This window comes from Streptosporangium sp. NPDC048886, assembly GCF_055586905.1.
Window position 1 is genome coordinate 16487 of the sequence record NZ_JBVJHH010000035.1, and the last position, 20447, is coordinate 36933.

Annotated in this window: 19 protein-coding genes and 1 pseudogene; 9 read left to right on the forward strand and 11 right to left on the reverse strand. The window is 73.1% G+C overall.

Annotated features, from left to right (window positions below):
- Positions 1–34 precede the first annotated feature (34 nt).
- Together ACZ6R6_RS34815 and ACZ6R6_RS34820 are read right to left on the reverse strand one after the other, a co-directional pair.
- Positions 35–709, reverse strand: coding sequence for a TetR/AcrR family transcriptional regulator (locus ACZ6R6_RS34815; RefSeq protein ID WP_470100626.1), 675 nt, complete (start codon positions 707–709; stop codon positions 35–37).
- 253 nt (positions 710–962) lie between these two features.
- Entirely contained in the window at positions 963–2003 is a 1041-nt protein-coding gene (locus ACZ6R6_RS34820) for a saccharopine dehydrogenase family protein (protein WP_470100628.1), read from the reverse strand.
- 96 nt (positions 2004–2099) lie between these two features.
- On the opposite strand from ACZ6R6_RS34820, the gene ACZ6R6_RS34825 reads away from it, so the two are divergent.
- Complete coding sequence (locus tag ACZ6R6_RS34825) at positions 2100–3047, forward strand: helix-turn-helix domain-containing protein (protein WP_470100630.1); 948 nt, start codon at positions 2100–2102, stop codon at positions 3045–3047.
- Between the two features lie 35 nt (positions 3048–3082).
- Here ACZ6R6_RS34825 and ACZ6R6_RS34830 read toward each other — a convergent pair whose 3' ends face one another.
- The 3 genes from ACZ6R6_RS34830 to ACZ6R6_RS34840 all read right to left on the reverse strand — a co-directional run bounded on the left by ACZ6R6_RS34830 (position 3083) and on the right by ACZ6R6_RS34840 (position 6323).
- Complete coding sequence (locus ACZ6R6_RS34830) at positions 3083–3508, reverse strand: transposase (protein ID WP_470100632.1); 426 nt, start codon at positions 3506–3508, stop codon at positions 3083–3085.
- A 123-nt stretch (positions 3509–3631) separates the two neighbouring features.
- Complete coding sequence (locus ACZ6R6_RS34835) at positions 3632–4213, reverse strand: helix-turn-helix domain-containing protein (RefSeq protein WP_470100634.1); 582 nt, start codon at positions 4211–4213, stop codon at positions 3632–3634.
- Between the two features lie 70 nt (positions 4214–4283).
- The gene (locus tag ACZ6R6_RS34840) at positions 4284–6323 is read right to left on the reverse strand and encodes a family 10 glycosylhydrolase (RefSeq protein WP_470100636.1); all 2040 of its coding nucleotides are present in this window, start codon (positions 6321–6323) and stop codon (positions 4284–4286) included.
- A gap of 190 nt (positions 6324–6513) precedes the next feature.
- Between ACZ6R6_RS34840 and ACZ6R6_RS34845 the strand changes: the two genes are divergently transcribed.
- The 6 genes and pseudogenes from ACZ6R6_RS34845 to ACZ6R6_RS34870 all read left to right on the forward strand — a co-directional run bounded on the left by ACZ6R6_RS34845 (position 6514) and on the right by ACZ6R6_RS34870 (position 9797).
- The gene (locus tag ACZ6R6_RS34845) at positions 6514–8019 is read left to right on the forward strand and encodes a golvesin C-terminal-like domain-containing protein (RefSeq protein ID WP_470100638.1); all 1506 of its coding nucleotides are present in this window, start codon (positions 6514–6516) and stop codon (positions 8017–8019) included.
- Between the two features lie 74 nt (positions 8020–8093).
- Positions 8094–8354 (forward strand): hypothetical protein, encoded by a 261-nt coding sequence (locus ACZ6R6_RS34850; RefSeq protein WP_470100640.1) that lies wholly within the window; start codon positions 8094–8096, stop codon positions 8352–8354.
- Positions 8355–8564: 210 nt separating this feature from the next.
- A pseudogene (locus tag ACZ6R6_RS34855) lies at positions 8565–8741 on the forward strand (sugar ABC transporter ATP-binding protein); the annotation flags it as partial.
- 223 nt (positions 8742–8964) lie between these two features.
- Positions 8965–9093, forward strand: a complete 129-nt coding sequence (locus ACZ6R6_RS34860) for a hypothetical protein (RefSeq protein ID WP_470100817.1) — start codon at positions 8965–8967, stop codon at positions 9091–9093.
- 146 nt (positions 9094–9239) lie between these two features.
- A complete protein-coding gene (locus ACZ6R6_RS34865) occupies positions 9240–9449 on the forward strand; it encodes a hypothetical protein (protein ID WP_399965493.1) in 210 nt (69 codons plus the stop codon).
- Positions 9450–9452: 3 nt separating this feature from the next.
- A complete protein-coding gene (locus ACZ6R6_RS34870) occupies positions 9453–9797 on the forward strand; it encodes a DUF1036 domain-containing protein (protein ID WP_306869863.1) in 345 nt (114 codons plus the stop codon).
- 278 nt (positions 9798–10075) lie between these two features.
- On the opposite strand, the gene ACZ6R6_RS34875 is transcribed toward ACZ6R6_RS34870, so the two are convergent.
- From ACZ6R6_RS34875 to ACZ6R6_RS34885, 3 genes are all read right to left on the reverse strand, one after another.
- Positions 10076–10849, reverse strand: a complete 774-nt coding sequence (locus ACZ6R6_RS34875) for an NUDIX hydrolase (protein WP_470100642.1) — start codon at positions 10847–10849, stop codon at positions 10076–10078.
- Between the two features lie 79 nt (positions 10850–10928).
- Positions 10929–12116, reverse strand: coding sequence for an MFS transporter (locus ACZ6R6_RS34880; RefSeq protein ID WP_470100644.1), 1188 nt, complete (start codon positions 12114–12116; stop codon positions 10929–10931).
- Positions 12117–12303: 187 nt separating this feature from the next.
- On the reverse strand, positions 12304–13245 hold the full coding sequence (locus ACZ6R6_RS34885; RefSeq protein WP_470100646.1) for a quinone oxidoreductase family protein: 942 nt from the start codon (positions 13243–13245) through the stop codon (positions 12304–12306).
- Between the two features lie 124 nt (positions 13246–13369).
- Here ACZ6R6_RS34885 and ACZ6R6_RS34890 point away from each other — a divergent pair, with 124 nt between their 5' ends.
- Entirely contained in the window at positions 13370–14257 is an 888-nt protein-coding gene (locus ACZ6R6_RS34890) for a LysR family transcriptional regulator (RefSeq protein ID WP_470100648.1), read from the forward strand.
- A gap of 5 nt (positions 14258–14262) precedes the next feature.
- Here ACZ6R6_RS34890 and ACZ6R6_RS34895 read toward each other — a convergent pair whose 3' ends face one another.
- Entirely contained in the window at positions 14263–14976 is a 714-nt protein-coding gene (locus tag ACZ6R6_RS34895; RefSeq protein ID WP_470100650.1) for a DUF3152 domain-containing protein, read from the reverse strand.
- Positions 14977–15213: 237 nt separating this feature from the next.
- Between ACZ6R6_RS34895 and ACZ6R6_RS34900 the strand changes: the two genes are divergently transcribed.
- A complete protein-coding gene (locus ACZ6R6_RS34900) occupies positions 15214–16269 on the forward strand; it encodes a class I SAM-dependent methyltransferase (RefSeq protein ID WP_470100652.1) in 1056 nt (351 codons plus the stop codon).
- Positions 16270–16383: 114 nt separating this feature from the next.
- Here ACZ6R6_RS34900 and bdeA read toward each other — a convergent pair whose 3' ends face one another.
- Positions 16384–17385 (reverse strand): bis(hydroxyethyl) terephthalate hydrolase, encoded by a 1002-nt coding sequence (bdeA, locus tag ACZ6R6_RS34905; RefSeq protein WP_470100654.1) that lies wholly within the window; start codon positions 17383–17385, stop codon positions 16384–16386.
- A 253-nt stretch (positions 17386–17638) separates the two neighbouring features.
- Positions 17639–20377 (reverse strand): helix-turn-helix transcriptional regulator, encoded by a 2739-nt coding sequence (locus ACZ6R6_RS34910; protein ID WP_470100656.1) that lies wholly within the window; start codon positions 20375–20377, stop codon positions 17639–17641.
- Positions 20378–20447 lie beyond the last annotated feature (70 nt).

Sequence of the window (20447 nt, forward strand, 5' to 3'; positions counted from 1 at the left end):
CGCGGCAGGCCCGTGCCGGTCCGTCCGGCTCCGCTCACCGGCTCCGACCGGCCGCCGGGGAGGGCCGCTCCCGTCCCGCGGGGTGGAGGGCGCCGGCACGTGCGGCGGCGAGCGCGACCTGCGCCGCGTGGTCGGCGGTGGTCTCGTCGACGGGTTCGGCGGTGATCAGCAGCCGGAGATAGATCGGCGCGATGAGGGTCTTGAGGAGCTCGGCGGGATCGGTGCCGGCAGGCAGCTCGCCGCGTTCGACGGCACGGGTGACGACCGGCTCCGCGCGCAGGAAGCGGTCGGCGAAGAAGCGGCGCTTGACGTCGCCGATCTCCGGCACGCGCGCGGCGTCCGAGAACATCGCGATCGTGACGGCCCGGTCGGCGGGGCTGGTCAGCATCCTGACGAGTGAACGCGCCAGCTCGCGCAGGTCCGTCTCGACGGCGTGGGTGTCGGGGATGGGGATGTCCGCCGCGACCTGCTCGGTCAGCGCGTCCAGGACGAGGGCCTCGCGGTCCTTCCAGCGCCGGTAGACCGTCGTCTTGTGGACGCCGGCCCGCTGCGCGACGTTGTCGACGGTCAGGCCGGCGTATCCCGTCTCGGCCAGCTCGGCGAGCGTCGCCGAGAGGACCGCGGCGCGCACCTTCGGGCCGCGCCCGATCGGGCGCTCCCGGCCTGCCGGGAGGGACTCCGGTTCCATCGTGACTCCTGGCTGCTCCATCGCGGACACCTGTCTGTCGCGCTCATATTAAAGCAACCGGGAGTTGCGATGTGCGGCGGTGGCCGCCACCCTCCCCGCCGGCCCGTGGCCCTGTGGCGCGACAACCCTCCTGCCCGCTCCGGAGCCGTGATCCACGTCCTCATGATCGACCCCATGGTCCGCCGCCTCACCGGCGGACCCGCCCCGTCCCGGCGTGGCGCCTGGGACTCGGGACCGGACAGGACCGGACGCCCGCCCAAGGGCCGGGGCCCGGTCAGTGCGGAAGCTCGATCGACAGGTGCGGAGCCAGCGTCCGGAGGAAGTCGGCCGCGTCGAACATGGCGCCGGCCGAGGCCACGCCCGCCGTCCGCGTGTGCCCCGCCAGGATCCGCCGGACGGCCTCCACCGCCAGTGGCGCGGTGACGGCGTAGATGTCCTGGCCACGGGCCGTGGCGCGCCGCTCGGCGCCATCCGCGCAGACCACGACGTCGACGACGAAGGTCTGGTCCGAACGCCCCAGGGCGTCGACCGCCTCCGGCTCCGGGGTGTCCTCCCCGGCCAGGTCCCTCGCGGCCTCGACGGTCATGTAGGTGCGGACTTCGGGCACGGCCAGGTGGCTGGGGACGGTGACGACATCCGCCATGGTGAACTCCGCGATCACCGTCCGCCGTCCCAGCGGCTCCGGGAAGAGCCAGTCCTGCTCTGACACCTTGTCGTCGTGATACTCCAGCGCGCCGTCCCTGAAGCGCACCCGACGGCCCGCACGACGCTGATGGGACACCTGACCCGCCGCCCGGGTCCCCGCCGTGGGATGCCAGCCACTCAGCCCGTACGCGATGTGCACCGCGTCCGCAGCGGTCGACCTCCCCATGGCCGCGCTCACCAACAGGTCGCCCAGCCCACCGTAGAAAGCCATGGCCGGCACCACGGGTATGCCCGCCTTCCGAGCCGCTTCCGCGTGGTCGGCGAACGTCGAAGCGTTCGCCTCGATCTCCGCCGCGACGTCGACGTACGGGATCGCCGCGCGCAAGGCCGCCTCGACCACGGGGCCCGCTGTCACCGCGAACGGCCCGGCGCAGTTGATGACCGCCGCCGCGCCGGCGAGGGCCCGGTCCAGGGAGCCCGGGTCATCCACCGCGGCCGGCCGCACCGTCACCTCTCCCCATTCCCGCCGTTCCTCGGCCAGCGCCTTCAGCCGAGCCGCGTCACGGCCTGAGACGACAGGGGTGAAGCCGCGCCGGAGAAGCTCGGCGACGACGAAGCGCCCCGTGTGCCCTGTCGCTCCGTAGACCACCACTGCATCCGATGCACTCATGACTCTCCAGATCTCGATGTTCTGACGAGTCACTCTGGCTGAACGGGGAAGATGACCGTGAGAGTCCGGAACGACATCATCCGTACACTTTCGGACATGCACACCATCGCGCTGGCGACCGCCGGTCACCTGCTGCACTTCGAGCTGGCAGTGGCCTACGAGATCTTCGGCACGCCCCCGCGCGAAGCCACGGGAGACTGGTACGACGTACTGCTCTGCGGGCCCGGACCGGTCCGGATCGGCCCGTTCACGGTCGAGCCGGACCACGGGCTGGAGCGCCTGATCAGCGCCGACACCGTGATCGTGCCCGCGTGCGCGGACATCGACGATCCGCCGCCCTCGGAACTGCTCGAAGCCGTGCGTGCGGCCCACGAGTCGGGCGCCCGGGTCGCCTCTCTCTGCACCGGGGCGTTCGCGCTCGGCGCGGCGGGCCTGCTGGACGGCCGGCGGGCCACCACGCACTGGGCTCACACCGCGGAGCTGAGTGCCCGCCATCCGCGGGCCGTCGTGGACCCGGACGTGCTGTACACGGACAACGGCAGCGTGCTCACCGCCGCGGGGAAGGCCGCCGCCGTCGATCTCTGCATACACCTGATCCACCTCGACCACGGCGCCGCCGTCGCCAACTCGGTCGCCCGCCGCCTCGTCATGCCGCCGCACCGGCCCGGCGGCCAGGCCCAGTTCGTGGCCACGCCGATGCAGGTCGCGGGCGACCACGTGCTCGTCGGCCTGCTCGCCTGGGTTCAGCAACGGCTGGACCAGCCGCTGACGGTGACAGACATGGCGCGGAAGGCGAACATGAGCCCGCGCAACCTCGGACGGCAGTTCCAGGCGGTGACCGGTCAGACACCGATCCAGTGGCTCCTGACCCAGCGCGTACGCCGCGCCCAGGAGCTGCTGGAGGCGACCGACGAGAGCATCGAGGCGGTCGCCCTCGCCGCCGGCATGGGCACCGCCACGACACTTCGACGCCAGTTCAAGCGGATCGTCGGAGTTCCGCCTGACAGCTACCGGCGCTCGTTCCGCAGCGCGAGACCTGCCTGATCGGTATGGGCACAGGGCCACTAGTGCTGCGTTCCTCATAGCAGGTAGACGAATTTGCGGCGCAGGATCCGGGGCTGGGGCGGTGGTCGTCCCCAGATCCAGTGGTGGGCGTGGGCGTTGAGCTGGGCGGTGGCGAGGGTGACCGCGTGGGCGACCTCGGTGGCGTCGGTAAAGGTCTGCCCGGCGAACGCGGCCTTGCGGAGCAGTCGCCACCAGCCTTCGGCCAGGTTCAGCCAGCACGCTTTGACCGGGAACACCTGGCGGATCCGCGGGTGACGCAGTAGCCATTGGCGGACCTTCCAGCTGGAGTGGCTGGAGAGGTTGTCGGTGATGACCACGATCGCACCACGCCGGTTGGCCCTGGCGATCTGGGTCAGCAACTGGATCCAGCCGTCGCTGTTGCGCGAGGGCGCGCAGAAGGTGAGCTCGATGCCGTCGGCGATGCGCAGCGCGCCGTACACCCAGGTCTTGTCGGTGCCGCGTGAAATACTCCAGCCGGGCTTTGATCCGGTGCCCGTCGGGCGACCAGGCGGGCGCGGGTGGGAAGGTGCGCGGGGTCACCGGCCCCAGCTCGTCGGCGCAGATCACCGTGGTGGCGGGCGACGGCTGGGTGTAGAGGTCGATGATCGCGGCTCTTTTGGGGCGGAGTCCGGATCGGTGGAGGTGGTCCAGGAGCGGGTGTGGCGCCAGCGGACCTTCTCCGCTCGCAGGATCCGGCGGACCTGGCTGCGGGCGATGACGATGCCCCGCGCGCGGGCGGCGGCGGTCAGGCTGTCCAGCGTCCACTGCGCCGGGCCGCTGTCGTCGGTGGCGGCCAGGTCCCCGGCCGCGTCGCGGACCAGCCGTCCGGGCGGGGTCGAGCGGGCCAGCGCGATGAGCTGTCCGCGTTCGAGCTCGGTGATGTGTGGTTTGCGGCCTGCTCCGGGCCGGTCGCCGAGCCCGGTCAGGCCCTCGGTGTTGAACCGGTCGATCCGCTCGCGCACGGTCTGCATGTGACAGCCCAGCTTGGCCGCGATGGCGCTGGTGCGCAGGCCCTGCCAGCTGAACACGATCATCTGTGCTTGCATGATCCAGTCTGCCGGGGCGTGACGGGCCCCGGCCAGCTTGCGGATCTGCCGCTCCTCCTCGGCGTCCGCCGGCGGACGCGCGTGCAGCAGTTTCGGCATGACAATCCCCCCTGAGACCACCATCGCCCCAGGTCAGCAGGGATATCCGCCCCCATTCAGGAACGCAGCACTAGGTCTTGGTGATGCGGACGGCGTCGGCGATGACGTAACCACCGGTGGAGGTCCAGCGGCTCACCCCGACGACGTTGTAGGTGCCGGCGGAGAGGGTGAAGGTGCCCAGGGCGCGCCACTGGCCGCCGCCGGCGCGCTGATCGACGTTGATCACCTGGTTGCCGCCGCCGGCCGCCACGATGAACGGCGTCGCGCTGTTGTAGCCGGCGTTCGCCGGATACCAGACCTCGATCCGGTAGCTGCCGGCGCTGGGGATCTGGGCCCGGAACCACGCCGGGTCGCTCGCCGCGACGGGGTCGGCGAACCGGTAGTCGGCGCCGTGGCGCTGCGACGAGAAGCTCGAGGTGCCCCAGCCGGAGCCGGCGGTGAAGCCGGCGTCGGCGTTGTCGACGACGACGCTGAACGGGCCGGTGGCCGCGACCACCTGGCCCGCGCTCGGCGCGCTCTCGTGGTGCAGCCGGTCCATGGCCGTCACGTAGTAGGTGTAGGTGCCCGTGGCCGCGGCGGTGGCGTCGGTGAAGGAGGTCCCGCGGACCGTCCTGAGCAGGTTGCGGCCGTCGGCGAAGAAGCACGGGTCCGTCGTCTGGGCGCCGCCGACCCGGTAGACGGCGTACGAGGTCGGGCTGCTCGACCCGCCGCGCTGCCACGACAGCGAGACCCCGCCGCCGGTCCGGACCGCCGAGGTGATCGACGGGCCGGGCGGCGCGGCCGCCGTGCCGTGGGCCGGTATCAGGGCGGGCCTGGAGTAGTGGTCGGCCACCGTCCGGGAGACGGCGCCGATCCGGTCGGCCCGGACGTCCTTGGCGCTGAAGAAGATGTCGCCGGCCACCTCCGGGTGCTGGCGGTTGTAGCTCAGGTGCGCGGTGAGCTCGCCGGGCTGCTGCCAGGCCGCGTCCTGGCCGGCCGCCCCGGCCCGGTAGGCGGCCTGCCCGACGAGCAGTTGGACGCCGGTGTCCTTGACCGTCTCCGCCCACCAGGCGGTGAGCACCTTGTAGTCGGCGACGGCGTACCCGATGTGCCAGTAGATCTGCGGCGCGACGTAGTCGACCCAGCCCTGCTTCACCCACAGCCGGGTGTCGGCGTAGATGGCGTCGTAGGACTGCATGCCGGAGGTCCGCGAGCCGAGCGGGTCGGTGGCGGCGTTGCGCCAGATGCCGAACGGGCTGACGCCGAACTTGACCCAGGACCTGGCCGTGTGGATCCGCTGGTCCAGCTCCTTCACCAGCAGGTTGACGTTGTTGCGCCGCCAGTCGTGGACGTTGCCGAACCCCCCGCCGTACTGGGCGTAGGCGGCCGCGTCCGGGATCGTCTCGCCGCTGACCGGATAGGGGTAGAAGTAGTCGTCGAGGTGCACGCCGTCGAGGTCGTAACGGGTGACGGCGTCCATGACGGCGCCCTCGATGAAGTCGCGGACCGCGGGGATCCCCGGGTTGTAGTAGAGCTTGCCGCCGTAGGCGAACCGCCAGCCGGGGTTCTGCCGCGCCGGGTGGCCGGCCACCAGCCGGGTGGGATCGTCGTGGTTGGCGACGCGGTAGGGGTTGAACCACGCGTGGAACTCGATGTCGCGGGCGTGCGCCTCGCTCACCATGAAGGCCAGCGGGTCGTAGCCGGGATCGCCGCCCTGGGTGCCGGTCAGCCACTGTGACCAAGGCTCGTGGGGCGAGGGCCAGAACGCGTCGGCCATCGGCCTGACCTGGACGACGACGGCGTTCATGTTCTTCTGCACCGCCAGGTCCAGCCAGGCGCGGAACTCGGCCTGCTGCGCCGACACGCTCAGGCCGGTCCTGCTCGGCCAGTCGATGTTGGCCACGCTGGCGATCCACATCGCGCGGAGCTGGCGTTTGGGGGTCGCCGGATCGGTGGGGCAGGCGGCGAGGGTGCCGGCCGTACCGCCCGCGGGGGCGGCCGCGGCGGCGCCGGCCGCCGGCACGGGCGCGACGGCGCCGGTGAGCGCGGTGAGAACGAGGGCGATGGCTGCTGCGGCAATGCGACCGATGGTGACGGGCCGCCACGTCCGGCCCGTTCGATACGTCGTCACAGAAGGAAAGCTTCAGTGCTTTCCGGCAAAAGTGCAATAGTCTTCACGCCGGCCGGATCCGGGCCGCCGCCCCGGCCCGGAAGCGAGGGCGAAAATTTTCATCCAACTCATCAGTAATGTCAATTATCGACATATGTCATGAAACGCCCTTACTGTGCAGCCGTTGGCACCCCCCGACCGAGGAGCGACCATGACGTTCGCCCGGACCCGATTAGCCGCCATCACGACCTGTCTCCTCACCGCTCTCCTGGTCCTCGCCGGCCGCCCGGCCAGCGCCGCTCCGGCCGACCCCCTGGCCGAGGCGTTCGCCCGCGCGGCCGCCGCCTACGACGTCCCGCGTGACCTGCTCGTCGCGCTCGCCTACGCCGAGACCCACCTCGACGGGCACGGCGGCAAGCCGAGCGCGAGCGGCGGCTACGGGGTCATGCACCTGGTCAGCAACCCGACCACCCACACCCTGGAGAAGGCGGCCGAGCTCACCGGCGAAGCGGTCAGGAAGCTGCGCACGGACGAGGCGGCCAACGTCCTCGGCGGCGCCGCGGTGCTGCGCTCCCTCGCCGACGGGCTCGGACTCGACGAGGCCGCCCGCAAGGACGCCGGGCGGTGGTACCAGGCCGTGGCCGAGTACGGCAACGCCTCGACCCCCGAGGTCGCCCGGCTGTACGCCGACGCCGTCTACGACCTGCTCGGCAGGGGCATCCAGGCGGCCGGGGTGCAGGTCGCCCCGCAGGAGGTGCAGGCCGACCGGGGCGCCTACGCCCAGGCCCGCGACCTGAGCGCCCAGGCCGCCAGCCCCGACTACCCCAACGCGAGCTGGGTGGCCGCCAGCTCCTCCAACTACACCGCCTCCAGCCGTCCGTCGAGCTACGCGATCGACCGGGTCGTCATCCACGTGACCCAGGGCTCCTACGCCGGCACGATCTCCTGGTTCCAGAACCCCAGCGCGAGCGTCTCGGCGCACTACGTCGTCCGCTCCTCCGACGGCGCCGTCACGCAGATGGTGCGCGACAAGGACGTCGCCTGGCACGCCGGGAACTGGAGCTACAACACCAGGTCCATCGGGATCGAGCACGAGGGCTACGTCAGCGACGCCTCCTGGTTCACCGACGCGATGTACCGCGCCTCGGCGGCGCTGACCCGCTCCATCTGCGACAAGTACGGCATCCCCAAGGACCGCACCCACATCATCGGGCACAACCAGGTGCCGGGCGCCACCCACACCGACCCGGGCCAGTACTGGGACTGGAACAAGTACATGCAGTACGTGACGGGAGGCGGCGGCACCTCCTGGTCCGTCACCGTCGACAACACCACCGCGGGCAAGTTCACGGCCAGCGCGAACTGGGGCACCTCCGCCTACTCCGGCCAGCGGTACGGCACGGACTACCGCTTCGCCGGCCCGGTGGCGGCCAGCGACCCGGCCTGGTATCGGGCGGCCATCCCCAGCGCGGGCACCTACCGCGTGGAGGCCTGGTATCCGGCCGACCCCGGCTACAACAGCTCCGCGCCGTACATCGTCGCCGCCTCCGGCGGCAACCAGACGGTCTACGTCGACCAGCGCTCCGGCGGCGGAGGCTGGCGCAACCTCGGCACCTTCTCGCTCAACGCCGGTGACTACAACGTCGTCGGCGTGAGCCGCTGGACCTCCGGCGTCGGCTACGTCATCGCCGACGCCGTGCGGATCACGCGGCTCTGAGCCACGACCACGGCCCGCGTCCTGTTCGGGGGCGCGGGCCCCGCCATGGCCCTCCGCCCCGTGGCGGAGCGGCCGTGGCGCTGCTGGCCGCCGCCGTCCTCGTCGCGTCCGGTTGCGCGAAGTCCGAGGAGTCCACGGCCGAGCCGGCCGGCGCGAGCACCCAGGGCGCCCCGGTCGTCCAGACGCCGATCGCCCCGGCGGGCGCCGGCTGCACCATCGACGCCTTCGGCGGCCAGAAGTTCGTCGGCGGCGAGAGCATCCCGGAGAAGGTCGTCATCGCCGACCGGGAGTACGACAGGACCAACGCCAAGGACTCGATCTCCGAAGCCTACTGATCATCGAAGACCGGTCCGGGCGGCGCCGCCGCCCCGGACCCCTCGGGAGAGGAGCCCTGCGGCAGACAACGGCCGAGTCCTCGAGGCCGCCGGGGTGCTGAAGGCGTTTCCCGGCGTCCGCGCGCTGGACCACGTGTCGTTCACGCTCGGCAGGAGCGAGGTCACGCCCTGGTGGGGGAGAACGGCGCGGGCAAGTCGACATTGATCAAAGTGCTGACCGGGGTCTACCGGGCCGACGCCGGCCAGGTGAGATACCGGGGCGAGAAGGTGAGCTTCTCCAGCCCGCTCGACGCCCAGCGGGCCGGCATCTCCACGATCTACCAGGAGGTCGACCTCGTCCCGTCGATGAGCGTGGCGCGCAACCTGTTCCTCGGCCGCGAGCCCAGGGGCCGGTTCCGGCTCATCGACTTCGGGGCCATGCGCCGGCAGGCGGCCGAGACCCTCAGAGGAGGACCCGCCGGTCCTGACCGCCACCGGGCTCACCCGCAAGCACCTGCTCGACGGCGTCTCCTTCGCGCTCCGGCCCGGCGAGGTCGTCGGCCTGGGCGGCCTGCTCACCGGCGGTTCGGGAGCCCTCGGCGGCACGATCGCCGGGGCGCTGCTGCCGGGGGTGATCCAGAACCTGATCAACCAGGTCGGCAACCTCAACGCCTCCTTCCAGCAGGTGGTGAGCGGGCTCTTCCTCGCCCTCGTGGTGATCGTGCACCGTTTCCTCGGCGGGGTGCGCCGGACCGAATGACCTGTGGGCGGAAGGGGCGCCGTCCGCCTCGGGGCGGCGCCCCTTCCGCGTCCGCACCGACTTTACTCGACTCTTTACAAGCCTTGACTATTACTGTAGGTTTCTGGTCAGTCACTCAACGCGTTCAAAGAATGGAGTTGAGCCACATGCCGGACAACGGCACCGAGCGTCTGCCCGATCCACGGGTGGCGTTCGCGGACACCACAGCGGCCGATACGGGCGAGGTGAGCGCGCGCGTGGGGACGGCGGATCGGATCGCCGTCGCCGCGGGGGCCGACGATCACCTGCCGCCCCTGGCCGATCAGGCGATCGACGACAGGCCGCTGGCCCAGCGGTTCACGGAACCGGAGGAGTAGAGCATGGAGCTGCACTTCCGTAACCGCTACACCTCCAAGGTGTGGGTCGCGATCATGTTCTACAGCCCCGACGGCTGCCGTGACTACGGTCAGTGGGGCACCCGGGGCTGGTGGGCGATCGACCCGGGCGGCGAGGCCCACGTGCTCAACACCAACAACCGCTACGCCGCGTTCTACGCCGAGGCCGCCAACGGAGCCGTCTGGACCGGCCCCTACGGCCCGATCTACGTCTACCAGACCGCGTTCGACTCCTGCCTCAACATCGGCAGCACCGCGGCCAGGACCGTCGGCACCCGCCTGGTCGACATGAACGGATACTCCCGCTACTACGTCAACCTCACTCCCTGACAGACGCCCCGCACGCGGCCCCCCTCGCCGCCTGACGCGGACATCCCCACTCGCGGACTCCCTCGCCGCCCGGCCCGGAGGGGCCGCCCCCCGGCCCCTCCGCCCCGGACCTCCCACCTCCCCGAAACGCCCTTGGGCCTGAGCCTCCGGTGTCCTGAGCGTCCCGGACGCCTGGACACCCCGCGCGCCTGCGGGCACCTCCGGAACAGGACGCCTCCACCCGCCGTACGGGTGGAGGCGTCCTCTGCCGTGCCCCGCCGGTCGCGGCCCGGCCGCGCTCAGCCCCACTCGTGCAGGGCGAAGGGTCGGCCGTCCGCGACGGCGCGCAGGGCCGCCGCCGGGTAGTCGACGGTGTCCTCGGGGATCGCCTCCAGGGGGTGCCAGGCGATCTCGCTGCACCTGTCGGGTTCGGCGTTGTACGGCTCGCCGCTCCAGCGGGCGGCGGCGAAGAAGAGCCCGACCCGTTCGGGCGCCCGGTGCATGGCGTGGACGAAGACGAGGTCGTCCGGCTCGACGGTGACGCCCACCTCTTCGCGGGCCTCGCGGGCCGCGGCGGCCACCGCGGACTCGCCCTCCTCCAGATGGCCGCTGGGCAGGTGCCACAGGCCGTCGGCGTATCCGGTGCCGGACCGGCGGCTGAGGAGCACGGCGCCGTCACGGGCGAAGACGACGTGGACGTCGACGATGACGCGGAAGCGGGCCTTCCTCACCTGGTGGGGGAGGGGCCCGCCGCGCCGGTCGAGCGCCTGGGCCCACTTGGCGGCGACGGCCGCCACCTGGACCAGCTCGGTGCGCAGGGCGTCCGGGTCGGTCTCGGCGAAGGCTTCGAGCACCTCCTCCAGGAGGATGTGCCGCCAGGTGAGCCGGCCCTCGCGGGCCGCGGCGGCGACGTCCTCCTTGGCCTCCTCGGCCGCCGCCGCGCCCTCCCGGCCGGTGCCGTCGGCGAGGTCCTGGATGCCCCACATGGCGTCCTGGGCCACCCGCTCGGCGGCGACGTCGGCGAGCACCTTCGCCAGTGAGCCGGGCACTCCGTAGTCACCGTCGGATGTCATCAAGGGTTCCTCTCGTCGGTTCCGCAAGCCGTACGGTAGCCCGGACGGTCCAGCGGTGCGGAGGGGTGGCCGTTCCCGGTCAGCGGGCCAGGGCGGCGGCGTCCGGCCGGGTGACGCCGGCGCCGCGGCGGGCGCGGTCGAGGGCCCCGGAGATCAGTGCGAGAAGCAGCGCTCCGGCGGCCATCAGGGCGCCCACCCAGTTGGGCGAGGTGTAGCCGAGGCCGGCCTGGATGGTCAGGCCCCCCAGCCAGGCGCCGGCGGCGTTGCCCAGGTTGAAGGCGCCGATGTTGGCCGCCGAGGCGAGCGCGGGAGCCTCTCCCGCCTTGTCCAGGACCCGCTTCTGGAGCGAGGGGACGGTGGCGAAGCCGACGGTGCTCACCACGAAGATCGTGATCGCCGCCGCGACCTGGGAGTGCGCGGTGAAGGCGAAGGCGGCCAGGACCGCGACCAGGCCGGCTGTGATCACGTACAGGCTCGGCATCAGGCTGCGGTCGGCGGCCCGGCCGCCGATGATGTTGCCGACGACCGCGCCCACGCCGAAGAGCACCAGCAGCCAGCTGACGGCGCCCTCGGAGAAGCCGGCGACGTCGGTCATCATCGGGGCGATGTAGGAGAAGGAGGCGAACAGGGCGCCGAAGCCGAGGGCGGTGACGGCCAGGGCCAGCCATACCTGGCCGTTGCGGAAGGCGTCGAACTCCTGGCGCAGGCCGCCGGTGGGACGGGGCTGGGCGGGGACGAGGGCGAGGACGCCGGCGAAGGCGACGACGCCGAGAGCGGTGACGGCCCAGAAGGTGGAGCGCCAGCCGAACGCCTGCCCCAGCGCGGTCCCCATGGGGACGCCGAGGACGTTGGCGAGGGTCAGCCCGGTGAACATCAGGGCGATCGCCCCGGCCCTGCGCTCCGGGGCGACGAGGCCCGCGGCGACGATGGAGCCGATGCCGAAGAAGGCCCCGTGCGAGAAGGAGACCACGACCCTGCCGAGCATGAGCAGGCCGTAGGTCGGGGCGACGGCGCAGAGCAGGTTCCCCACGATGAAGATCGCCATGAGGATCAGGAGCAGGTGCTTGCGCCGCAGGCGCGCGCCGAGGACGGTCAGCAGCGGAGCGCCGACGGTCACGCCCAGCGCGTAGCCGGAGATCAGGTAGCCGGCCGTCGGGATCGAGACGCCGAAGTCACCGGCGACCTCGGGGAGCAGCCCCATGATCACGAATTCGGTGGTGCCGATGCCGAAGGCGCTGATCGCCAGAGCCAGCAGAGCGAGAGGCACGAGAATCTCCCAAGAAGCGTGCGATGAGTACAGGCGCTGACAATAATTGCTTACGCATTTAATTGCAAACGCGGTATACCTTCGTGGGAAGTCCTGGCCTCCAGGTGGCGGACCGGGGGCGTCGGCGCCCTGCCCCCGCCAGTGATCATGGGGTGTCCGCCGGGGACCGTCCGGGCGGCCCCGCGCGCTACGGGCGCAGGACGATCTTGCCGGTCGTGCGGCGGGCGAGCATGTCCTCGTGGGCGCGCCGGGTCTGCGACAGCGCGTACTCCCCGCCCACGAGCGGTCGCAGCCGGCCGGAGGCGGCGAGGCCGAGCAGCTCCCGCAGCGGCTCCTGGTAGCCGCCGGGCAGCCGGAGGGCGGGGCGCACCCAGAAGCCGACCACGGAGAAGTTGAGCTCCAGGAGCCGGTCCATGTCGATCGGGGACGGCGTCTGCCCGGAGGCCGTGCCGTAGCTGACCAGGCGGCCGAAGTCGGCCACCGCGCCGAGCGCGGCGTCGAACACCGGGCCGCCGACCGCGTCCAGGACGACGTCGGCGCGGTGGCCCAGATTGGCCTCGATCACCCGCTCGGCGTAGCCCTCCGCCTCGCCGTCCACGGCCGCGTCCGCGCCCAGGCTCAGTGCCAGGGCGCGCTTGGCCTCGCTGGAGGCCGTGGCGATCACCCGGCCCGCCCCGGCCTGCCTGGCGAGCTGGACCGCCAGGTGCCCCACGCCGCCGGCCGCCGAGTTGACCACGACGCTCTCCCCGGGCAGCACGCGCGCCGCCGAGCGGATCAGGTGCCAGGCGGTCAGGCCCTGGACCAGCAGGGTGAGCGCCGCGCCCGAGTCGATCCCCTCGGGCAGCTCCACGACGTCCTCGCCGTCGAGGACCGCCTTGGAGGCGTAGCCGCGCTGCGCCAGGCCCATGACGCGGCGGCCGTCGGCGGTGCGTCCGGCGACCTCGGCGCCGGGGACGAACGGCAGGTCCGGGGAGAGGTAGGTGCCGGCGACCCGCTCGATGTCGGCGAAGTTCACCCCCGCCGCCTCGACCTCGACGAGGAGCTCGCCCGGCCCCGGCACCGGATCGGGCAGCTCCACCTCGGTCAGGACCTCGGGTCCGCCGGTACGGGTGATCTGGATGGCGCGCACGGGAGTCCCCCTGTTGGTCGATCCGCTGTGCCCGCCAGCCTAGGAAGGCGGGAGGCGGGCGATCAGGGGGCGGCGTCGATGGAAGAGGAACTTCCATGAACGACGTTCATATAACGTCTGTCATGTGACGAACGAGGATCTGACGGCGAGCGAGCTGCGCATCCTGGTCGCCGTGGAGCGGGAGCGGACCTTCTCCGCCGCCGCGACGGGACTGGGCCTCACCCAGTCGGCGGTCTCCCACGCCGTCCGCACCGCCGAGCGCAAGGTCGGCACGGTGCTGTTCCGGCGCGGGCGCAACGGGGCCCAGCCCACGGCTGCGGGGGTGGCGGCGGCCGGGCACGCCCGGCGGATCCTGCGCCTCATGGACGTCATGAGGGCCGAGGCGCGCGCGACCTCGGGGGGAGAGGCGACCGGCAACATCAAGGTCGCCGCTTTCCGCAGCGCCGCCTTCCATCTGCTGCCCACGGTGCTCGCCCGGTTCGCCCGGCGCTATCCGAAAGTCACGGTGGACGTCCGGATCGTGCAGGAGATCGGCAGGGGCATCGCGGGGGAGGTGCTGGAGGGCCGGGCCGACCTCGGCATCGCCACCCTTCCCTCCCGGGTGGACGGGGTCATCGGCAGGGACCTGTTCGCCGAGCCGTACGTGCTCGCCTATCCGGCGGGACACCCGGACCCGCGCAGCCTGCCGATGATCGACTGGCACGAGAACTGCTCGGCGGAGACCAGGCGGTGGCTGGACCGGCAGGAGTGGATCCCGCCGGGCGACATCCAGGTCGAGGACGACGGGGTCGTGCTGTCGATGGTCGGCTACGGCCTCGGCAGCGCGATCGTCCCGCGCCTCACCGTCGTCGACGCGCCGCCCAAGGTCGCGGTGGCGGAGCTCGACGCGGCCCCGCCGATCCGGCGCGTGGGCTACGTCACCACCTCCGAGATGGCGAACTCGGTCGCCGTCCGGGAGCTGATCGGCGAGCTGCGGGCCCACTGTGCCAGGCGGTTCGCCGTCACGGGCTGAGCCCCTCAGCGCCGGGGCGACGGCCAGGCGTTGGGGCGGCAGCCGTACAGCGACTTGGTCTGCTGGAGCATGACCGGGGCCCGCCTGCCCGGCCCCGGGCAGGGCTCGTGGCCGTGGCCGAGACCGTGGCCGACCTCGTGGTTGATGACATATTCGCGGTAGGAGGCGACGTCGCGGCCGTAACCGCGCACGCCCGAGTTCCACCGCATCGCGTTGATGACCGCCCGCCCGCCGTTCCAGCAAGACAGCATGCCCAAGGTGATCATCGGCCGGCACCGCCGGTCCGTCATCGCGGGGCTGGACAGCGACACCCGGATCTTCACCGGGCCGCGCTCCACCCGCTGGAACCGGAACCCCCAGCTCCGCCGGTCGTTGAGGATCCGGTGCACCTCGTCGGCGAACTCGCGCGCGTCGAACGGCAGGCCGCGCTCGACCTCGACCATGTACCGGACCACCTTGCCCGTGCGGCCCGCGGGAGGGCGGGCGCCGCCGGGGACGACGGCGTAGCGGCCGCCGGCCGACCCCGGCACCGTCATCCTCGGCGGCTGCCGCCGCCCGTTGGCCAGCAGGAACGTCTGCTCAGGCGCCGGCGACGCCGACGGCTCCGGCGGCGGGGTGGGCGTCACCGAGACCTCGGGCAGGGGGGCCGCCGGCGGTGCGGACCGGTTGGGGTCCGCCGCGGTCCCACCGGGGGCCGGCGCGAAGTGACCACTCAGCAAGGCACTGCTCCCGACCAGCAACGAAGCTGAAATACTCAGGGCAAGAACCCACACAACGGATTTAAGGTCACAACGCTTTACGTTCCTGAACATAGGCCGTAAACCTTATTACCTCCATCGCTGTTGTCCGATCGGGCCGGGAGGCCGGGCAGGAGTGGTCGTGACCAGGTGGCGTGGCAGCGGATCGGCAGCCGATCTCCACGTCGCCGGTGCCGGACGGCGACGGAAGGAGACATCATGACGACGCAGACGACGGAGGAGTTCGCCGACCGCCTGCTGCGGTCCGCGCTGGGCGCCATCGAGGTGCTCTCGGTGCATCTGGGGGACCGGCTGGGCTGGTACCGGGCACTGGCCGGGCACGGTCCGGCCACCGCCGCAGAGCTGGCCGCCCGCGCCGGCGGTCACGAGCGATACGCCCGGGAATGGCTGGAGCAGCAGGCCGCCTGCGGCATCCTGGCGGTCGGCGAAGACGGCCGCTTCTCGCTGCCGGCGGGCCCGGCGGAGGTGCTGACCGACGAGTCCAGCCTCGCCTACCTCGCGCCGCTGGCCCGGATGATCGCCGGGGCCGCCGCGCAGACGCCCGCCCTGCTGGAGGCCTACCGCGCCGGCGGCGGCGTCGGCTGGGCCGCCTTCGGGCCGGACATGCGGGAGTCCCAGGCCGACATGAACCGGCCCTGGTTCGAGCACGCGCTCCCCGGCGCCCTCGCCGGGGTGCCCGACCTCGACGCGCTGCTGCGCCGGCCCGGCGCCCGCATCGCCGACGTCGGCTGCGGCGGCGGCTGGTCCAGCATCGCGCTGGCCCGGGCCTACCCGCAGGCGGTCGTCGAGGGGATCGACATCGACGGCCCCTCGGTCGAGCTGGCCGTACGCAACGCCGGCGAGGCCGGGGTCGGCGTCGCCTTCCGCCACGGCGACGCGAGTGCGCTCGCGCCCGCCGGAGACGGCTACGACGCGGTCTTCGCCTTCGAGTGCATCCACGACATGCCCCGGCCGGTGGAGACGCTCACCGAGATACGGCGGGCCCTGCGCCTCGGGGGGACGGTCGTCGTCATGGACGAGGCCACCGCCCCCTCCTTCACCGCGCCCGCCGACGACACCGAGCGGCTGCTGTACGGCTTCAGCCTGCTCATCTGCCTGCCCGACGGCATGTCCCACCAGCCCTCGGCCGGCACCGGCACGGTGATGCGCCCCGACACCCTGCGGCGCTACGCGGTCGAGGCGGGCTTCGGGGACGTGGAGGTCCTGCCGATCAGCGACTTCGGGTTCTGGCGCTTCTACCGGCTGCTGCCGTGAACCCCGGGCCCGGCGCCCGCCCGCCGCTACCGGCGGCGGCCGCGCGAGGCGGCCGCCGCCGGTCCCGGGCCGCCGCCGGAGATCCGGCCGGGCGGCGGCCCGGGGGCCCGGTGCCTACGAGTGGGGACAGGTGTCCTGGTAGTCCGAGATGTTCCTGTCGCCCCGGGGCGCCGGGCACAGGAACTGCTCGTAGCGGGTGTCGTCGTCGATGAACCGCTTCAGCCAGGAGATGCTGTATTTGGCGATGGTGGTGTTGGAGACGTTGGGCGCGAAGTGGCTCGCGCCCGCGAGCTCCAGGTAGGCCTTGTCCAGCGAGGACGGCAGGCTGTTGTAGAACGGCTTCGAATGCGAGGCCACCGGGGCGATCGTGTCGTTCTCGGCGCCGACGACGAGGGTCGGGACCCGCACCCCGGACCAGTTCTTCACGAGGTTCCACCCGGTGAGCGGGATCGCCGCCTGCAGCTGCGGCCGGTCGTCGGCTGCCTCCAGCGAGCCGCCGCCGCCCATGGAGTGGCCCATGACACCGAGCCTGCCGGCGTCGATCCGGCTGGAGGCCGAGCTCTCCTCGACCAGGTAGTCGAGCGCCGCCAGCAGCTGGCGCCCCCGGCTGGCGGGCTGGTCGCTCCGGGTGAGGGTGTCGATGTTGAAGACGACGAAGCCCTGGGAGGCGATCCGGGGCGCCAGCCAGGCCATGCTGGATCTGTCGGCGGTGTAGCCCGGGGCGATGGCGACGGCCCCGAACGTCCCCGCACTGGTCGTGGTCGGGTAGTAGATCGTCCCTCCGCCGAAACCGGTCACGCGCAGGGGCGAGACGTCGGTCTGCGCGATGGCGAACGGGCCGCGGACGGCTTCGATGCTGGAGACGGTGGGATCGGGGCCGCGCTCGTACGGGTTCGCCGCCAGACGCGCGGCGGGGGTGGCGTGGACGGGGGTGGCGTGGACGGGGGCGCCGGGCGGCGCGGCGTGAGCGGCCGGGGCGAGGGCGCCGCCGGCCAGGGCCAGCGCGAAGGTCAGCTTGGCGACCGTCCCCGCCCGGCGGGCCGGCGCGGGCGCGGTCCCGCCACGGCCGGACACGTGGGGACGCGGGGGGAGGGGGGTGAAGTTGTCTGACTGCACGTCGCTGTACTCCCTGTTCGGAGGAGAGGGATCAGGCCGGCGGCCGTCCACGCGGGCGAGCGGCCGGCACGGAGCGGTACGGGTCGATGGGGGAATCGCGCGGCCGGGCTCCCGCGTGGACTGCGCTGACTGCCGACAGTCGCAATTGTCAGATCACATAGTCATTCACGCATCGGTGAAATCACCTGTCTCCGGCCGGCCCGGATCGGTGACGTCCCCCGGCACCTCTCAGGAGATCCGGGGCCTCTCAGGATCAGGAGAGCAGCCGGACCAGCTCGACCCGGGAGCGGATGTCGAGTTTGGCGAAGATGTTCCTGAGGTGATGCTCGACGGTGCGCGGGCTCAGATGGAGCTGGGCCGCCACCTCCCGGTTGGTGGCGTCGGCGGCGACGATCCGCGCGATCTGGAACTGCTGGGCCGTCAGCTTCTCGGCCGCCTTGGGGCCGAGCGGCCGGACGGCCTCCCCCGCGCCGCGCAGCTCCGCCCGCGCCTGCTCGGCCCAGAGCCGCGCGCCGGAGCGCTCGAACGTCTCCAGTGCGCTGTGCAGGTGCTCCCTGGCGGCGCCGGGACGCCGGTTGCGGCGCAGCGCGCTGCCGAACAGCAGCTGGGTGCGTGCCGTCTCGAACTCGCACAGACCCCGGTGATGGAGGTCGAGCGCGTCGCGGAAGTGCTCCTCGGCCTCGCCCGGAGCGGCCAGGAGCGCGTGGCAGCGCCTGGCCAGCGCCAGCCGGTCGGGGCTGCGGGTGCTGCCCACCCAGCGGTCGAGCACCCGCAACGCCGCCCGGGCCTGCTCGCGCTCGCCCGTCCGCACGGCGGCCTCGACGAAATGGGGGGTCGCCATGACCCGCACCACGAGGTGGCCGTTCGTCCCGTCCGCCCGGGCCGTGGCGCGCAGCCGTTCCGCCGCGCCCGCGTGGCGCCCCGCGGCGAGGTCCAGATGGGCCAGCGCCCAGTTGCCCAGCGCCCCGGCGACGCCCAGACCGTGGGCGCCCGCCAGTTCGAGGGCCCCGGCCGCCCTGATCCGGCACGTCTCCTCGTCGCCCTCGACGGCCGCGGTGAGGGCGAGCCACGCCAGGTGCTGGCCCGCGCTGTTGAGCTGGCCGGACCCCTGGGCCAGCCGCAGGCCCTCGGCCGCGCTGGCGGTGACCGAGGCGTAGCGGCCCACCCAGATCTCGGCCTGGATCATGAATTCCAGCACCTGGGGCACCGTGGAGACGGCTCCCCGGACGCGCGCGCTCTCCACGGCCCGGGCGGACAGCCTGAGGGCCTGGACGTCGTCGCCGAGCAGCAGGCTGGCGACGCCCGCCCAGACCAGCACCGACGGATCGCCGACCGACGGGGCCAGCTCCAGGACCCGGCGCAGCGGGTCGGCCGCCTCTCCGTGCCGGCCGCGGAAGGTCGCCGCGGTGCCCGCCAGATACTCGAACATCAGCTGGGTGGCCGCCGGGTCGTCCGGCCGGCGCAGCGCGGCGGCCTGCCGCGCTATGGCCAGGAACCGGGAGTTGTCCCCGGCCAGGTAGCTGGCCTCACCCGCGCGCAGGAGCGCGCGGACCGCCTGTCCGCGGTCCCGGTCGAGCAGCCGGCCGGCCGCCGCCAGGAGCCCGTCGTGGGCGCTGCCCGTCTTCCCGCTGCGCAGCTCCAGGCTGCCCCGGATCAGCTCGGCCTGGCCCCGCACCTCCTCGGAGACCGTCAGACAGCGCAGCCGGGCGAGGAGCGATCTGGCGCGCCGCGGGAGCCCGGCGTGCCATGCCCGGTTGGCGGCGGCGGCCAGGCGGGCGGCCCTGAGGTCGCTGCGGGCGGTGAGCTCGGCGGCCCGCTCCAGGGCGGCGGAGGGCTCCGGGTAGCCGCCGCGGGAGCCGGCGGCGGCCGAGGCCAGCTCGTCGGCCAGCTCCTCGGCCGGGCCGTCCAGCGCCGCGGCCCGGTGCCACGCCCGGCGCAGCCGCTGGTGATCGCCGTCGAGGATCTCCGCGAGCAGGCGGTGGGCCGCGCGCCTGCGGGCGGGAGCGGCCTCGAAGTAGGCCACCGATCGCATGGCCGGTTCACGGAAGTCGTAGCGGTCCCCGCGGACGCGGACGGCGACGCCCGCCCTCTCGGCCACCGCCAGCGCGGTGAGGGCGCACTCCGGCCCGGCGGCCCGGACCAGCGCGACCATGTCCAGCTCCGGGTCCGCCGCGATCAGCAGGAGCACGCGCCCGGCGTCCTCGGGCAGCCGGGCCAGCCGGTCGGCGTGCGCGCGCCACAGCCGCCCGTCCGGCGGCAGGGTGCCCGGCGGGGCGGCGTCGCCGGCCAGCTGCGCGGCGCTGAGCGATCCGACGAGCTCGCCGACGGCGAGCGGATTGCCGTGGGCGACCTCGACCAGCGCCGCCCGCAGCTCCTCGCCGAGCCCGTCCGGCGCCAGATCGTCGGCCAGCTGCCCGCACGTGTCCGCGCCGAGCGCCCGCAGCCGGAGCCCCGGGACGCCCTCCGGCTCCGGGCCGCCGCCGTCCGCCCCGAACAGCAGCGCGATCGGCTCCCCGGCCAGGCGCCTGGCCACGAAGAAGAGCGCCTCGCGGCTGGGCGCGTCGAAGTGGTGCACGTCGTCGACGCAGGCCAGCACCGGCCGCCCCACGGCCGCCAGGAGGTTGAGGACCGCGGCGGGCAGCGCCAGACCGCCGTCGGCGGCCCCCAGTTCCAGCGCCCGGGCCAGCACCCGCGCCTGCGCCGGCGGCAGCGCGGGCAGCCGCCCCATCAGCGGACGGAGCAGGCCGTGCAGCCCGGCGTACGGCAGGCCCGCCTCCGGCTCGACGCCGCGGGCCCTGAGCACGACGAACCCGCCGGCCTGGTCCGCCGCGAAGTCGAGCATCGCGCTCTTGCCCATTCCGGGCGCGCCCAGCAGGACCATCGCGCCCCCCGACCGGCCGCGGGCGCCGTCGATCAGCCGCCGCAGGGCGTCCTGTTCGGCGTCACGGCCGCGCAGCACCGGTGGCCGGGGGGCGGGGGAGGCACAAGACATGTCCCAGTGTTACGCCGAGGTGTCGCGGCTGAAAAGACGCGTGACCCTCCTCACCCCGCCGAAGTGGGCA

What these genes read in the sequence shown, in the direction of transcription:
- ACZ6R6_RS34845 (WP_470100638.1), top strand. Translation starts at nt 6,514, where the DNA reads ATGACGTTCGCCCGGACCCGATTAGCCGCCATCACGACCTGTCTCCTC.
- ACZ6R6_RS34820 (WP_470100628.1), bottom strand. Translation starts at nt 2,003, where the DNA reads ATGAGTGCATCGGATGCAGTGGTGGTCTACGGAGCGACAGGGCACACG.
- ACZ6R6_RS34870 (WP_306869863.1), top strand. Translation starts at nt 9,453, where the DNA reads ATGGAGCTGCACTTCCGTAACCGCTACACCTCCAAGGTGTGGGTCGCG.
- ACZ6R6_RS34900 (WP_470100652.1), top strand. Translation starts at nt 15,214, where the DNA reads ATGACGACGCAGACGACGGAGGAGTTCGCCGACCGCCTGCTGCGGTCC.
- ACZ6R6_RS34910 (WP_470100656.1), bottom strand. Translation starts at nt 20,377, where the DNA reads ATGTCTTGTGCCTCCCCCGCCCCCCGGCCACCGGTGCTGCGCGGCCGT.
- ACZ6R6_RS34825 (WP_470100630.1), top strand. Translation starts at nt 2,100, where the DNA reads ATGCACACCATCGCGCTGGCGACCGCCGGTCACCTGCTGCACTTCGAG.
- ACZ6R6_RS34835 (WP_470100634.1), bottom strand. Translation starts at nt 4,213, where the DNA reads ATGCCGAAACTGCTGCACGCGCGTCCGCCGGCGGACGCCGAGGAGGAG.
- ACZ6R6_RS34815 (WP_470100626.1), bottom strand. Translation starts at nt 709, where the DNA reads ATGGAGCAGCCAGGAGTCACGATGGAACCGGAGTCCCTCCCGGCAGGC.
- ACZ6R6_RS34865 (WP_399965493.1), top strand. Translation starts at nt 9,240, where the DNA reads ATGCCGGACAACGGCACCGAGCGTCTGCCCGATCCACGGGTGGCGTTC.
- ACZ6R6_RS34875 (WP_470100642.1), bottom strand. Translation starts at nt 10,849, where the DNA reads ATGACATCCGACGGTGACTACGGAGTGCCCGGCTCACTGGCGAAGGTG.